Below are 13,505 nucleotides of genomic sequence, written 5' to 3'. Positions count from 1 at the left end.
CGCCGTCGGCCTGCCGCACCCTGACCAGGAGCTGAGCGTGCCGGCGCTGCAGTTCGCCGGGGCGGGCAAGCGCCTGCTCGGCTCCTACATGGGCGACGCCGTTCCTGCCCGCGACATCCCCCAGTACCTGGAGCACTGGCGCGAGGGGCGGCTGCCGGTGGAGCTGCTGCACACCGACACCCGGCCGCTGGCCGAAATCAACGAAGGGCTCGATGCGTTGGCCGGCGGGGAAGTGGTGCGCAGGCTCTTCACTCCCTGACCGCGCAGGAACGCCGCCTGTGATGTCGGCCACTCATTTCCGGCCATCCGGACGGTTATTCCACCTCGCGTTGGATATACGTTTAGCCCTCGTTCACGCGCGAGCGCAGGGGATATCCGGCTGTCTACGGCTAGCGGCACATTGAGCGACTGGCGAGTAAGGTTACGCGCCGTCGTAACAATTGCTTTCGGTGCCTCCCGCGAGATGGCAAGATGGCTCCGGCACAAGCGGCCGCGAAATACCCCCAAAGACGCTGGCCTGGCCCGGCGGATGCGTTCCCCCATTGCATCCGCTGAGGTGCCGCTGCGAAGACCCCCGCTCCGAGACTGGCGGGGGTCTTCTGCTTCCTTGGCTGATGCCGGACCGGAAACACATTCACTTCCTGTTCACATGGGGGCAGCCGATGGGTTATCGTTTTACTTACAGCGCGGACGGTACGTTCATACCGGACGAGCTGCGGGCAAGTTGGGGAACGTTGGGGAACGTTGTGTTTCTTCCATTTTTCGTGCCTCAGTGCGCTCTAGTACTGGGAGGCTCTCAGTCCTGAAAACGCCGGGCACGTACGTGGTACCAGATCCCCCAAAAATCGGGTCAGTACGTGCCCGGCCCCTCAGGCCGGCCGGGTCTCCTACGGGACAGTGCAGAACAGTTGGGGAACTGAATGAATTATCGACGCCTGCGCCGCAAGTGGCGCCGGATGAATCCTGATAAGCAGCGCAATATCGCCAACGCGGTGGTTGTTGTGCTCGGCGCTATGGTGCTGGCCGCGGGGACCTACTCCTTCGCGATGTAGCCAGCGCAGTACGACGGCGGACGCCTGGGGCAAGGTGCCCAAACGTCCGCCGTCGCACTGCCAGCCGCGGCCCCGCCGTCGCACTGCCGGCCGCCCCCCGTTCCCAGTCCTCCATGGACCGCGGATTCGATGCCGCGTAGGGTCGGACTATGAGTGAGCTGCGCGTCAAAGGTGTGTCCCTGTACTACGAGGAGCATGGGGAGGGCACGCCGATCCTGTGCATCCACGGCACCGGCAGTTCAGCCAAAGTCTGGGGAGATGCCGTCCAGGAGCTGGCTTCCCACGGACGGACCATCGTCTATGACCGGCGGGGCTGCACCCGCAGCGAGCGGCCGGACCCCTACGAGCTGACCTCGGTCGAGGAGCATGCCGACGATGCCGCCGCGTTGCTGCAGGAGCTCCACGCCACACCAGCGATCGTCATCGGCCGCAGCTACGGCGGGGAGATCGCGGTCAACCTGGTGGAACGCTACCCAGGGCTGGTCAAGGCCCTGGTCCTGTTGGAACCGGCGATCCTGACACTCACGGCCGAGGCGCATGCCTGGGAGGCCGCGTTGGTGGACAATGTCTTCCTGGCGGCCAAGGCCGGGGGACCGGAAGCAGGAGCCGACTGCTTCTACCGCGAGGTGCTCGGCGACAAAGACTGGTCCCGGCTGCCGGACGACCTTCGCAGCATGGTGCTGGACAATGCGCCCGCGATCCTGGCGGAGCTGAAGGGCGGATCCAGCCGGCCGGATGAAGGCATCATCACGCAGCTGCGCAAGCCGGTCCTGGTGGTCTCCGGCGCTACGTCTCCCGCCCCGTTCCGAGCCGTCGACGAGGTGCTGGCAGACCTCATCCCCGGGTCGGTGCATGAGATCGTCGAGGGCGGCCATTTGATCGATCCGGCGGGACCGAAAGTCCTGGCGTTCCTGGACGAGCAGTTGCGGGCGAAGGCGGCGTCGCCGGCTTCGGCCGAAGGGGCCGGCGCCCCTGAAACGGAGTAGCGCAGCGCGTTCCTCCGGGCCGCTCGGGCCCACTTCGGGTTCCGTGTCCGCTGTTCCGGTGTCCGGTTAGGCTGCGTCCCCGCCGTCGTGCACCGTTTCGTGGGTCAGCAGCCCCTCGTCCGACTCGATCGCCTTCAGCGCGAGGTCCTTGTAGCCGACCGACTCGAACAAAATCGTGATGCGGTCCGGCTGCGTGCCCATGATGATGCCCGGGCCCCATTCGCGGTGCCTGACCGGCTGCTGGATCTCGTAGCCCTCCGGCATGGCAGCCTCGTGAGCCATCGCCTCCGCCTTGGAGCCCTCCTCGCAGTTGTCGCAGTTGCCGCAGTAGCCGTCCGTCTCCTCGCCGAAGTAGTTCAGCAGCCAGTCGCGGCGGCAGGTCTCCGTCTCCGCGTAGCCTCGGGCCATCTCGATCCGGGACTTGTCGATCTTGCGGCGGGACTCGGCCTCCTCCAGCGCTTTGGCCACAGCGTCCTGCACAGAAGCGCCACCGACCGCGCGGTAGCCCTTCCGGTTGGCAGCGATGCTGCCGCTGTGCTCAAGCAGGTTGAGCACGCGCGACTGGCGCCGGGTGGAGAGGCCGGTATGCTCGGCCAGCTTGGCGGGCCGGGCCGGACCATGCTCCCGCAGAGCGGTGAAGACAACCTCCAGGTCTTCCGGATCCGGCGCGCCGCCAACGAAGAACTGCTGCATGCCCAGATCCTCGGAGCGGTAGTGCAGGATGGCGCGGGCCGGCTCCCCGTCCCGGCCGGCGCGGCCGATCTCCTGGTAGTAGCTGTCCAGCGAATCCGTGATGTCCGCGTGGATCACGAAGCGCACATCGGGTTTGTCGATGCCCATGCCGAAGGCGGTCGTGGCGACGACGACGTCCACCTCGTTGTCGCGGAAGCGCTCATGGATCGCCTCGCGGTCCTTGGCCTTGCGGCCGGCATGGTAGGCATCCGCGCGCAGGCCGCGTTCGGCCAGCTCGGCGGCGTACCACTCGGTGTCCTTCCGCGTGCCGGCATAGAGCAGCCCCGGTCCGCGCAGCTCCAGCACTTCCTCCAGCACGGCCTGGCGCTTGTCCTGCTCCCGGTGGTGCCGCTGCACCTGCAGGTTCAGGTTGGGCCGGTCGAAGCTGTGCACGATGGTGAAGGGCTCGCGCATGCCCAGCCGGTCAACGATCTCGGCACGGGTGTGCGGCGAGGCCGTGGCCGTCAGCGCGACGACCGGCGGGTGCCCCAGCCGCTTCACCACCGACGTCAGGGTCAGATAGTCCGGCCGGAAATCGTGGCCCCACGAGGAAATGCAGTGCGCCTCGTCCACCACGAACAGCGAAATATCCTGCCGCGCGAGCCGGTCCATGGTCTCTTCCCGAGCCAGCTGCTCCGGCGCCAGGAACACGAACTTCGCTTCCCCGTCCTCCACCGCGTCCCACGCCGCGCGCTCAGCCTTCACCCGAACGTGCGAATTGATGGCGAAGGCGCGCTCCGCGCCGAGGTCCTCATTGATCGCGTCCAGCTGGTCGAACTGCAGGGCAATCAGCGGGGAAACAACGACGGCGGTGCCCGGCAACGCTATCCCGGGAACTTGGTAAATGGCGGACTTCCCATGCCCGGTCGGCATGACCGCCAGCACGTCGCGACCGGCCGCCACGGCCTCCATCGCCTCGAGCTGCCCCTCCCGGAGCGCCTCCAAGCCGAAGGACTGCTCGGCCACCTCGCGCAGCCGGTCCGCCGATGGTCCGGCCTCCCGGCGGCCGGCCTCCAGATCGCCTGCCTGCCGGTCTCCTGCCTGCTTCCCGTCCGTCGGCCCGGATCCGCGTTCTCCGCGGCGTTCAGAATCCTGCTGTGCTTCGGCCAAGCTTGCTCCTTACGGTCTGGAGCCATCGTACGCGCACTGAGCGCCGGGCCACGGTTCCCGGTAAAGACCAACGCACGACGGACCCATGGTTGACCGAGTGGCCGGCGCGGCTATTCTTTGTCCGGATCGGGTTCCCGGTGCGGCAGGGGGACGGTCCACGTCAGCCGGGTGCCTTCGCCCGGCCGGGTCCGAACTTCGAAATTTCCGTCCAGGTCGAGGGCACGCTGCTCCATATTGGCCAGACCGCTGCGCCGGACCGGTGCTTCGAAGCCACAGCCGTCGTCCTCGATGCGCAGCCGGACGGTGTGGTCTTCCACTGCAATCGAGACGTCGATTGCGGCGGCTGCCGAGTGCCGCACGGCATTGCTGACTCCTTCGGTGGCCACGGCAAGCAGATGCTCCGCGATGTAGTGCGGGATGACGGAGTCCACCGGACCGGTGATTTCCAGCCGCGGCTTGGCGGCGTGCCCGCTGGTCCCCTCCTGCAAGGTGCGGAAGAGGCGGCTGCTCAAGGCCTGGTCGCTGTCGGCCTGGAGGGAGTAGATCGTGTCCCGCAGCTCGAGGATCGCCTCGTCCAGCTCCTGGGTGACCTCGGCAATCCGTTGGTGCGCGGCTTCGTCCCCGGTGTAGCGGCGCAGGCTTTGGATGCTGAGTCCGGCTGCGAACAGGCGCTGGATCACGACGTCGTGAAGGTCCCGCGCGATTCGGTCGCGGTCCGCAAAGAGCACCAACTGTTCACGCAGCCGCTGGCTTTGGGCCAGCTCCAGGCTCAGCGCGGCATGGTTGCAGAAGGCTCCGGCCAGCTCCAGTTCCAGCGGCTGGAAGGGGCTGGCTCCGGACTCGCGGCAGAGGATCAGCAGGCCCGGTTCGCCGCCGTGCGGCATCAGCGGCGCGAGCAGCGCTTCGCCGAGGCCGTCGGCCTGCTGCTCGCCGACCAGGTCGGACGTTTGGCAGACGGCGGGAAGGCCGGATTCGAGGACCGCGGCGGCGATGGAATCCGAGAGGTTCAGGACCTTCCGGAGGACCAGGGGAGCGCGCCCTCCGGCGGCGGCCTCGCAGCGGGCGAAGCTCCGGTCCGAGGTCGGCAAGACATAGGCGGCCAGCGCCGCAGTGGACGGCGACAACGCCTGGTTGACGATGGCGTTCCGGGCGTCCTGGAAATTCAGGGGCAGGTGCATGCCGAGCTCGGCCGACGCGCGGAGCCAGCCGCGCATGGCCTCGAAATGCAATGCGTTGGCCAGGGCCACGCCACCGGCGGACGCCAGGCAGAGCAACGTGGCCTCGTCCTCTTCGGTGAAGCTGCCGCCGCCGAGCCTGCGGCCGACATGCAGCCAGCCGTACTGGCCTGCCGGCACGATGAGCGGCGCGGCCAGGAGGGACTTGCCGCCCGTCAACTCGGCGGCCGCTGGCTCATAGGCGGGAACACCGCCGTCGTTATGGAGTGGGTCCGGAACGGGCAGCGGAGCGATATGGGGGCGCCCATCCTCCGTGTGGGCACGGTGCACATCGACTGAGGCAGCGCCGAGCAGCCGCCGGGTGGAGTCAACGAGGCGTTCCAGCGTGGTTTCAACGTCGATAGCCGAAGCGATGTCGAGGGCGGCTGCATGCACGTCGCGCGTCAGCATAGAGGGTCCGTCGTCCCCGCCACCAACGGCATTGCTTCCCCCAACTACCCATTCGGCCGCCGCGCGGCGACCCTCCCAAGGCCCTGGCCCGGAGCGCCGGTACCGTATTGCTTCCTGCTCCTGCGCGGGCGGTTCCCTGCGTTCTGTGCCTACAGCTAAGGCCACGCTTTCGTGCCGTGTCAACCGAATACGCCATCCGGCCGCGGGCACCCCTGCTGACGAGGGCGGATACAGCCTCTGTGACGTGGGCCATGAAATGCGGGACTTTGGACCCTGCCGCTCGTTGCCGCAAGCACCCAAGCTGTAGGTGGCGCGCTTCGGGGGCCGGTGGGGGAAACCGGTTGCGCTTGAGACAGACCCGAAATTCCGTATGGGGCGGAAGAAGTGGTGCCCTTCCGGTCCCCGCTGCGGAGAAAACCGTGGGTCGTCCGTTCGGGGCGGCCCACGGTGGCGTACAGCGCCAGGCGCAGGGGGCGCATGATGAAAAGGACGGGTATGACGGCCACCAGGACCATGACGAAGGACCAAGTCTCAGGGCGCGCAGACCGCCGTTTGGCTACCGACAGGGCGGAATTCGAGGCCGCCTCCGGGCGGAAAATCAAAGTACTTGTGCGGCTCGATACCGAATTGCAGTCAGCCCGAATCCAGGTGGGCGGAACGCTGACACCGGAGAACCTGCGGGCGCTCTACGCTGTTGCCCGGCGAACCAACTTGTTGTCGCCTGGCATGGACATTCTGGTCGACCTCTCCGCCGCCCGCGTACAGGGAACCGCCCTGGAGGACCTGAAGAGCGTGGCCCGGCAGGAGCACCTGCCGCGGCAGTCGGACCCGCTGCATCTGGCGTGCCGGCTCCGTGTCCTGGAGCCGGCGGCATAACCTAAGCCGCCCGGAAGCGGCGCAGACGGAAATCAGCGCAGGCTGGCCAAGGCCTCGTCGATCGGCGTGGGGCCGTTGTTGAAGGCGATGAACTTGCCCGTTGTGTCCGGGCGGTCCAGAACAGCAGCGGCCACCTGTGCCACGTCTTCCCGGCTGATGTCGCCCTTCTCCGCAGCCGCCCCGGTTTCGATCCGGCCGGTGGCCGGCTCCAGGGTGAGCCGCCCGGGGCCGAGGATGGTCCAGTCCAGGTCCGTGCCGCGAAGGTACTCGTCCGCGGCCGCCTTGGCCTGCGCGTACGGGTAGAAGGAATCGTCCTCCGGCACCCTGTCGGTCCCGGCGGTGAAGTAGGAGACCATGATGTACCGGCGGATGCCGGCCTGCGGCGCCGCATCCATGGAACGAATGGCGGCGTCCTGGTCCACGGCATAGGTGCGTGCCGGATTGCCGCCGCCCGCGCCAGCCGACCAGACCACAGCGTCGTGTCCGCGGAGGACATCGGCAAGTTCGGCGGTGGTGAGGTGTTCGACGTCGGCAATCACCGCCGTCGCGCCCGTTGCCTCGATGTCCGGAACCTGTTCCGGCTTACGGATGAGCGAGCTGACCTGGTGGCCCTGGCCGGAAAGGATCCGGGCCAGGTGCAGTGCGACCTTGCCGTGTCCTCCAATAATGGCGATCCGTGACATGCGGCGACTCCTGGGTGGCGGGGAAACGGGTTCATCGCCACCCTAGGCATAGCCGCAGCCGAAGGGCCAGTTGGGGTTAATCCTCTGTGAGTTCGATCTCGCCTGCTTCGATGACCTGCTCGCAGGTTGCCGTACCGCAGGTGATCATGAAGATCCGCAGTACAGCGTCGCCTTCAGTGAACGCGAGGTAGTCGCCAGCGGCCAGTATGGCCACTTCGACGGTTGCTGCACCGCCGTCGCACTCGATGGTGCTCGAGCCGCCGCCTCCGGTGGCAACGCGGTTGCCGTCGACCGTCTGGGCAGCGTCTGCGATGACGTTGGCGGTCCAGCCGCTATCGCATTGGATCTCGATGGAGACGGTGAAGCCGGCCCCATCGGCCAGGAGGGTTCCTTCATCCGGAACAGTGGCGCTGGCGGCGTGGGCCGCAGCGGTTCCGGCGAAGGTGAGCAGGGCGGCAAAGCCAGCCGCCGTACAGGTACGTGACAGGGTTTTCATGATGGGTCCCGAGGGAGAGCTGTGGATTGAACCCGGTGCCTCGAAAGGCGTGCCGCAGTTCGGTCGGGCAGATGGCCGGCCGCGCGGGGCTCGTCGCGGTAGTGACAGCCACATCGTAGACCTCGGAGGCTTAGGCAAACATGGGGGAAAGTGCCAAAACCTACCCGGGAAGCTTGGTGTCCGGCCCCTTCGGTATCGACGATCAGGCTTCCTGCGGCCGCAGTCACCATGCGGGCATTCCGGCGGCTTTGCTGGCGGCTTCGGATTGACCTGGTGGGGTTCCGGGGAGGGCGGGGGCGGTGGAGGTGTAGGTGTGTCCGGTGGGGGTGGTGATTTCGACGGTGTGGCGGTCTGCGGGTATTTCGCGGGCTTGCCAGCCGTTGGCTTCTTTGGTGAGGTTGCAGTTTTCGCAGTAGCCTTCGCCGTTGGCGGCGCTGGTTTCTCCGCCGTCGTTGAAGGCGATGATGTGGTCGAAGTGGCGGATGGGGGCGTCGCACCAGGGGGTGCGGCAGATCGCGTCGCGGGCCTGGATGAAGCGGCGCAGGCCGGCGGGCATGAGCCGGGCGCGGGAGTCCATGCCGACGAGCTGTCCGGTGCCCGGGGCGGTGAAGAGCCGGCGGACCCATACCTTGAAGTCCGTATCAGGCAGGTCCGGCCGGTTGGCTTCCTGTGGTGCTGCCGGCGGGTTCTCCGGTGCCGGAGAGATGAGCGGCCGGGGTGGGGCGGTGTCCTGCATGGCCAGGGGCGGGGCGGCGCTGCCGGTTCCCGGGCCGCCAATCACCGGGGCGCCGGCGTCTGCCGGTGGCGGGTCCTGGCTGCTGGTGGTGGTGTTGGTGCCGCGGAGGAGGTTGCGGGCGTATTGGGCGGGAACGATGCCGTAGCCGGTGAGGTGGGCCGGTTCGGTGGCGCCTTGGAGGAGGGTGCGGTCGGTCATGACGAGCTGGATTTCGTAGTTGGCCGGTTGCGCGGCGGTTTTGCCGGTGACGCGTTCGACGAGGGTGTCGGCCATGATTTGGCCGCGGCTGCGCTGGTCGCCGCGGGCGCGGAGGCTGTCGGCTTCGCGGGTCAGGGCGGCGTGGACGGCGACGCCGGCCTTGACCGGCAGCAGGGCGCTGACCCAGGTCATGGTGTCCGGGGCGGGGCGGCAGCTGACGTAGCGTTCGGTTTCGGCTTTCGCGGCGCGTTTGACCTGGGCGTGCGGGTCCAGGGCGTAGGCGGCCTGCTGGGCGCGGGCGGTGAGTTCCTTGTTGCCGACGCCTTCGAGGGTTGCGGGGTCGCCGGCGACGCTTGCGTCGACGGCGGCGCGGTCCTCGAGGCTGAGGCAGGCGGTTTCCTTCACCAGGATGGTGGCGCGCCATTCGTTGAGTTCGCCGGTTTGGAGTGCGGCGAAGGTGTGGGGCATTTCGTTGACCAGGGTCCGGGACATGCCCAGCAGCCGGCCGGCACGGTGGGGGGATTCGCGCCGGGCCAGGGCGATCTGCCGGCCGACGCCCTGGCCCTGTTTCTCGGGTTTGATGCCGGCGGCGGCGTCGGCTTCGCGGCGGGAGCGGTCCAGCGCCACCGCGTCCGCGGCCTGCAGTGCGCAGGCGGAGGATTTGAGGTTCTCCAAGGCGCGGATCCGGTCGATCCGCGCCGCGTCGTCCAGGGCGTCGCCACTCCCGATCGCGGCTTGGAGGAGGGCCTGCCAGGCCTCGATCTGCTGCGCGTCCGGCGTCAGGGCCGCGGCAGGCTCGCGCGGGGAACCGGTTTCGGGTTCGGGCGGCGGCCCGCCGGGAGGTGCCGGCTGGCCGGGTGGGGTTGGGGTTCCGGCGGCGGCACCAAACTATTGAACATGTGTTCCAACCTAGGAGGGGTGTAAGCGGACACACGGTTGTCCTGGCCGGTTTGTGGAGAACCCAAGGGGCCGGTCAGCTGTGGAGGCAGGGACAGAAAACCTTTACCGGGCGGTCACCATCAGCGCGGCTCCGACAACGGAGGCGAGCGCCCGAGTCGTATTGCTCCGCGTCCACTGCCGCTCCCACTGGGGCCAACGCGCTGCCGCTTCGGCCGCAGGCAGGGCTGCGAGCTTGTTGTTGAGTGGCACGTTGTACGCCATGGTGAGCAGGAAGCCCGAGAGGTAGAGCGCGGCGCCGCCGGCACGGACAAGTCCCGGTGCATCCGCGGCAGCGAGGCCGCCGACCCCAACCGCCGTGCTGGCGACGGCGGTCCCGAAGAAGACGGTCATGAAGGGCGGACGGACCGCATGGCGGGTTGATACTGTTCATGGTCTGCGCAGCCTCGGCTGCCGAAAGGGAACGCAAGGCAGGCATGGCGACGGCGGAAAATGCAGTGTAGAAGCCTCCGGCAATGGCGGAACCGGTTCCGGCAGCGATGGTCAGCAGGTCAGTTGCGGTAAGAGTCACGTACCCAGTACATCCGGACCAGGTGCGGCGGGAAATGGCTTATCGTCGCTGGTGGATACGAAATCGTCTAGGCTCGGCTCGTGGATCCGCTCGAATCCTTGTTGTCCGGCCCCCGCGCCCGCAATGCGTTCCTGCTCCGGTCGCTCATGACCCCGCCGTGGTGCATCCGAGTAGAGGATGAGGCGCCGCTGACGGTCGTGGTGGTGCAGCACGGTTCCGCCTGGATCCTGCGGGAGGGAAGGGTTCCGCTGGATCTGCGGGCCGGAGACGCCATGCTGATCCGAGGCCCCGAGCCCTACCTGGTGGCTCACGCTCCCGGGGCAGAACCGACTGCCATCATCCATCCCGGCCAGCACTGCACCGGCCCCGGCGGAGAAGACTTCAGCGATCTCCTGGACAGCGGATTACGGACGTGGGGCAACGATCCAAACGGCGGGGACGCGTTGCTGATCGGTACCTACTTGACGGCCAGCGAGGTCGGCCGAGCGCTGCTGGACCGCCTGCCCCTACACTACGTGCTCCGGCAGAACGAACAGCTCGAGCCTGCCGTCGGGCTGCTGCTGGATGAACTTGGCGCGCCGTTGCCCGCGCGGCAGCGGCGCTGGACAGGCTCTTGGATCTGCTGCTCATCAGGATGCTGCGGCGGGCGCAGAACGAAATGTCCTCATCCGAGCCCGGCTGGTTATGCGCGCAGCAGGATCCCTTGATCCGGCGCGCGCTGCAGGCCATCCACCGCAGTCCGGGCGATGCCTGGACGGTGGAGAAGCTGGCGCGAGCGGCCGGCACCTCCCGAGCCAACTTCGCCCGGAGGTTCAGCGCGGGTGTAGGGCAGCCTCCGATGGCTTGCCTCAGCCAGCACCGCCTGGATCTGGCCGCCGACCTGCTGCTCGGAGACCACCGGCTCACCACAGCAGCGGTCGCGGCGCGTGTTGGCTACTCCACGCCCTACAGTTTCAGCCATGCATTCAAGGTCCACCACGGAGTCAGTCCGAGGCTGTACCGCCGGAACCGGCATCCGGCGTCGTCGTTAGCTCCCTGACCACCGGGCTGGGCATTGCTTTCCAACGGGGCGGGCAGCGACCATGATTCTTGCATGAAGGAGCGTACATGAACAGGAGCCGGCTGGAGGCCTTCAGCGACGGCGTCCTGGCCATCATCATCACCATCATGGTGCTCGAATTGCACGTGCCGGAAGAGCCGACGTGGGCCGGGCTGGCCGGGGTGCTGCCGGGCTTCTTCAGCTACTTGCTCAGCTTTGTGTATGTCGGGATTTATTGGAACAACCACCACATGCTCCATCTGGTCAGCAAGGTGAATGGCATGGTGCTCTGGGCGAACCTGCACTTGCTGTTCTGGCTCTCGCTCTTCCCTTTCACCACCCGCTGGATGGACGAATCGGGTTACCGCCAGGTTCCGGTGCTCATTTACGGAACGAACCTGCTCCTGGCCGCCATCGCCTACTTCGTGCTGGAATCCACGCTCATCCGGCAGCAGGGACGGGACGGGCGCCTGGCGCGGGCCACCGGACGGGACTGGAAGGGCAAAGCTTCGCCGGTCATCTACATTGCCGGCATTGCGCTGACCTTCGTCCATCCGCTGCTCGGCGTGGGGGCCTTTGCCGTCGTGGCCGCGGTCTGGCTGGTTCCCGACCGGCGGGTGGAGCGGTTCCTTGCCGCTGAGGCGGACCAGCAGCACTGACCCAGGCAACCGGCGGCTCTGGGGATGCCGGACACGCAGAGGCGGGAGGTGCAAGCTGAGCAGCTCCCGCCTCTGCCCCTGCTCGGGTTGGCGGCGATCAGGCCAAGACCGAGACCCTCGACTCCTTCCGGCCGAAGAGGTACCGGTCCACTGAATACGATCCAGGGCCGATCAGCGCGATGGCCAGGGCGGCGGATCCGAGGAGCAGCACCTGGGAGAAGCCGCCGTTCTCCACATAGAAGCCGTTGGGCAGGTGGGCGAAGATGGCCGCGCCGATCATGTCGCAGATGAACAGCAGGGCCAGCGGTCGAGTCAGCAGGCCCAGGATCAGCGCGATGCCCCCGAGGAACTCCAGGTAGGCGATAAAGGGAGCCATCAACTCGGGCAGGGGCACGCCGAGCGAGGTGAAGTAGCCGGTGACCCCGGCGACGGTGTTGGTGCTGATTTTCTGCCAGCCGTAGGCAACGAAAACCAGGCCAACGACGACCCGCAGGACGGTGATGCCTGCCGGTACGAGCGTGCGGGTGGGACTGGTGGTGCTGGTGCTGGTGTGAATGGTCATGTGACCCTCCTTCAGGACAAAGCGGACCAGCGTCGTCAATAGTTGACGTGTCCAGCTTCGACGCCGCGCTTGGAGAAAGCTTGAGCCGTGGCGGGTGGGCAGAGCAGGATCGGTGCACTGACGGATGTGGCGGCGCATCCCGGTCCACTTCAGGCGGCTGCGGGCGAAGTCAGCTGCCTGCAGGCGGAGCCAGCCGGCGGGTCATGAGCAGCGCCAGCAGGGCAATCACGAAGGAACCGCCGAACGCGGCGGCAAAGCCCCAGAGCGGCGCGACCGGCAGCAGCGCAGCGAAAGCAATGCTGCCCAGCGCCAGCCAGAGCGACTGCACCACCGCGTCATTGATCTGCAGCGCCGAACTGTTGGCGCCTTCTTCCCCGTCCGCGGAGCGGTCCAACAGGAGCACGGACAGAGTAGAGAACGCCATCCCGATGCCCAGTCCGGCCATGGCCCAGCCGGCAATAACGACGGCGATCGGCACCTGTGCGTCCAGGCTGAAGACCGCGAGGCCTACTCCGGCAGCGAGCAGTCCGGCTCCCAGCCGCACCCGCATGACCTTGCCGGCGAGGAACGGAAGATTGGCGGCCAGCAGGATCCGCCGAACCAGGCCACAGCGGAAGTGGTCAGCAGGAGGCCTGCTTCGGTGGGGGTGTATCCGCGGTGCTGCACCAGCGCCAGCGGCAGGTAGACTTCGGCGCCGAAGAAGCCGGCACCTACCAGCCCGCGCACCGCGATGACTGCCGGCAGGCCGCGCCGGAACAGCCAGGTCCCCTTTGGCAGCAGGCCGGGCAGGGCCAGCAGCACGGCGGCCACGGATGCTGCCGCGAGCACGATCCACCAGCTGGAGCTCTGTTGTCCCGCGAGTCCCACGCCCAGGATCCCGGCGCCGACCACCGCTGCACAAGCCGTGCGTCCGCCGTCGTTCTTCCACACACCGCCCTGCCGCGTGGCGCGCAGGGCCGGAGCCAGGGCAAAATACGCGACGACGGCGAACAGCGGCGCGCCGCCGAAAACCCACCGCCAGCCCGCCAGATCGTTGATCAGGCCCGCGATTGCCGGACCCACCAGCGCCGGCAGCACCCACCCGCTGGTCAGCACGGTGAACACGCGGGCGCGCATGCCCTCGGGGTAGGCCTTGGCGATCAGCACGTACAGCCCCACCCCGGTCAGCCCGGACCCGAAGCCCTGGATGCCGCGGCCAACCAGCAGCACCGCCATGTTGGGGGCCAATGCGGCGGCGGCCAGCCCGGCGACGAAGAGCCCGACGCCGATCCGCAGCGCCGGCG

Annotated in this window: 15 protein-coding genes and 1 pseudogene; 7 read left to right on the top strand and 9 right to left on the bottom strand. The window is 67.8% G+C overall.

Annotation, left to right across the window (positions count from 1 at the left end; translation table 11 throughout):
* From D477_RS11330 to D477_RS11325, 3 genes and pseudogenes are all read left to right on the top strand, one after another.
* A pseudogene (locus D477_RS11330) lies at positions 1 to 259 on the top strand (alcohol dehydrogenase); the annotation flags it as partial.
* A 661-nt stretch (positions 260 to 920) separates the two neighbouring features.
* A complete protein-coding gene (locus D477_RS23550; RefSeq protein ID WP_272943821.1) occupies positions 921 to 1,052 on the top strand; it encodes a hypothetical protein in 132 nt (43 codons plus the stop codon).
* 149 nt (positions 1,053 to 1,201) lie between these two features.
* Complete coding sequence (locus D477_RS11325) at positions 1,202 to 2,038, top strand: alpha/beta fold hydrolase (protein WP_005269232.1); 837 nt, start codon at positions 1,202 to 1,204, stop codon at positions 2,036 to 2,038.
* A gap of 66 nt (positions 2,039 to 2,104) precedes the next feature.
* On the opposite strand, the gene D477_RS11320 is transcribed toward D477_RS11325, so the two are convergent.
* Both D477_RS11320 and D477_RS11315 read right to left on the bottom strand, forming a co-directional pair.
* Positions 2,105 to 3,880 carry a RecQ family ATP-dependent DNA helicase gene (locus D477_RS11320; RefSeq protein ID WP_005269231.1) on the bottom strand — a complete coding sequence of 592 codons (1,776 nt, stop codon included), beginning with the start codon at positions 3,878 to 3,880 and terminating at the stop codon, positions 2,105 to 2,107.
* Between the two features lie 110 nt (positions 3,881 to 3,990).
* Entirely contained in the window at positions 3,991 to 5,505 is a 1,515-nt protein-coding gene (locus tag D477_RS11315; protein WP_005269230.1) for a sensor histidine kinase, read from the bottom strand.
* A gap of 495 nt (positions 5,506 to 6,000) precedes the next feature.
* Between D477_RS11315 and D477_RS21215 the strand changes: the two genes are divergently transcribed.
* Positions 6,001 to 6,381, top strand: a complete 381-nt coding sequence (locus D477_RS21215) for a hypothetical protein (protein ID WP_005269229.1) — start codon at positions 6,001 to 6,003, stop codon at positions 6,379 to 6,381.
* Between the two features lie 32 nt (positions 6,382 to 6,413).
* Here D477_RS21215 and D477_RS11305 read toward each other — a convergent pair whose 3' ends face one another.
* From D477_RS11305 to D477_RS11290, 4 genes are all read right to left on the bottom strand, one after another.
* On the bottom strand, positions 6,414 to 7,064 hold the full coding sequence (locus D477_RS11305; protein WP_005269228.1) for an SDR family oxidoreductase: 651 nt from the start codon (positions 7,062 to 7,064) through the stop codon (positions 6,414 to 6,416).
* A 76-nt stretch (positions 7,065 to 7,140) separates the two neighbouring features.
* Positions 7,141 to 7,560, bottom strand: coding sequence for a hypothetical protein (locus D477_RS11300; RefSeq protein WP_005269227.1), 420 nt, complete (start codon positions 7,558 to 7,560; stop codon positions 7,141 to 7,143).
* 223 nt (positions 7,561 to 7,783) lie between these two features.
* Positions 7,784 to 9,169 (bottom strand): HNH endonuclease signature motif containing protein, encoded by a 1,386-nt coding sequence (locus D477_RS11295; protein ID WP_005269224.1) that lies wholly within the window; start codon positions 9,167 to 9,169, stop codon positions 7,784 to 7,786.
* A 327-nt stretch (positions 9,170 to 9,496) separates the two neighbouring features.
* On the bottom strand, positions 9,497 to 9,784 hold the full coding sequence (locus D477_RS11290; protein WP_005269222.1) for a DUF1772 domain-containing protein: 288 nt from the start codon (positions 9,782 to 9,784) through the stop codon (positions 9,497 to 9,499).
* A gap of 258 nt (positions 9,785 to 10,042) precedes the next feature.
* Between D477_RS11290 and D477_RS11285 the strand changes: the two genes are divergently transcribed.
* From D477_RS11285 to D477_RS11280, 3 genes are all read left to right on the top strand, one after another.
* Positions 10,043 to 10,669 carry a cupin domain-containing protein gene (locus D477_RS11285; protein WP_005269220.1) on the top strand — a complete coding sequence of 209 codons (627 nt, stop codon included), beginning with the start codon at positions 10,043 to 10,045 and terminating at the stop codon, positions 10,667 to 10,669.
* On the top strand, positions 10,666 to 11,001 hold the full coding sequence (locus D477_RS21210; RefSeq protein ID WP_005269219.1) for a helix-turn-helix domain-containing protein: 336 nt from the start codon (positions 10,666 to 10,668) through the stop codon (positions 10,999 to 11,001). Before D477_RS11285 ends, D477_RS21210 begins: the two co-directional genes overlap by 4 nt.
* Before the next feature lie 68 nt (positions 11,002 to 11,069).
* Complete coding sequence (locus tag D477_RS11280) at positions 11,070 to 11,660, top strand: TMEM175 family protein (RefSeq protein WP_005269217.1); 591 nt, start codon at positions 11,070 to 11,072, stop codon at positions 11,658 to 11,660.
* A gap of 97 nt (positions 11,661 to 11,757) precedes the next feature.
* Here D477_RS11280 and D477_RS11275 read toward each other — a convergent pair whose 3' ends face one another.
* The 3 genes from D477_RS11275 to D477_RS11270 form a co-directional block, all read right to left on the bottom strand.
* Positions 11,758 to 12,222 carry a DoxX family protein gene (locus D477_RS11275; protein ID WP_005269216.1) on the bottom strand — a complete coding sequence of 155 codons (465 nt, stop codon included), beginning with the start codon at positions 12,220 to 12,222 and terminating at the stop codon, positions 11,758 to 11,760.
* Between the two features lie 169 nt (positions 12,223 to 12,391).
* Positions 12,392 to 12,766, bottom strand: coding sequence for a hypothetical protein (locus D477_RS21205; RefSeq protein ID WP_150110091.1), 375 nt, complete (start codon positions 12,764 to 12,766; stop codon positions 12,392 to 12,394).
* Positions 12,730 to 13,505 (bottom strand): MFS transporter (locus tag D477_RS11270; protein ID WP_150110090.1); only part of this gene is annotated, 776 nt, incomplete at its 5' end. The genes D477_RS21205 and D477_RS11270, both read right to left, overlap by 37 nt.

The organism is Arthrobacter crystallopoietes BAB-32, assembly GCF_000328305.2.
Lineage (GTDB): Bacteria > Actinomycetota > Actinomycetes > Actinomycetales > Micrococcaceae > Crystallibacter > Crystallibacter crystallopoietes_A.
This window is presented reverse-complemented; position numbering and strand designations above follow the sequence as displayed.

What these genes read in the sequence shown, in the direction of transcription:
- D477_RS23550 (WP_272943821.1), top strand. Translation starts at nt 921, where the DNA reads ATGAATTATCGACGCCTGCGCCGCAAGTGGCGCCGGATGAATCCTGAT.
- D477_RS11325 (WP_005269232.1), top strand. Translation starts at nt 1,202, where the DNA reads ATGAGTGAGCTGCGCGTCAAAGGTGTGTCCCTGTACTACGAGGAGCAT.
- D477_RS11315 (WP_005269230.1), bottom strand. Translation starts at nt 5,505, where the DNA reads ATGCTGACGCGCGACGTGCATGCAGCCGCCCTCGACATCGCTTCGGCT.
- D477_RS21215 (WP_005269229.1), top strand. Translation starts at nt 6,001, where the DNA reads ATGACGGCCACCAGGACCATGACGAAGGACCAAGTCTCAGGGCGCGCA.
- D477_RS11305 (WP_005269228.1), bottom strand. Translation starts at nt 7,064, where the DNA reads ATGTCACGGATCGCCATTATTGGAGGACACGGCAAGGTCGCACTGCAC.
- D477_RS11300 (WP_005269227.1), bottom strand. Translation starts at nt 7,560, where the DNA reads ATGAAAACCCTGTCACGTACCTGTACGGCGGCTGGCTTTGCCGCCCTG.
- D477_RS11290 (WP_005269222.1), bottom strand. Translation starts at nt 9,784, where the DNA reads ATGACCGTCTTCTTCGGGACCGCCGTCGCCAGCACGGCGGTTGGGGTC.
- D477_RS11280 (WP_005269217.1), top strand. Translation starts at nt 11,070, where the DNA reads ATGAACAGGAGCCGGCTGGAGGCCTTCAGCGACGGCGTCCTGGCCATC.
- D477_RS11275 (WP_005269216.1), bottom strand. Translation starts at nt 12,222, where the DNA reads ATGACCATTCACACCAGCACCAGCACCACCAGTCCCACCCGCACGCTC.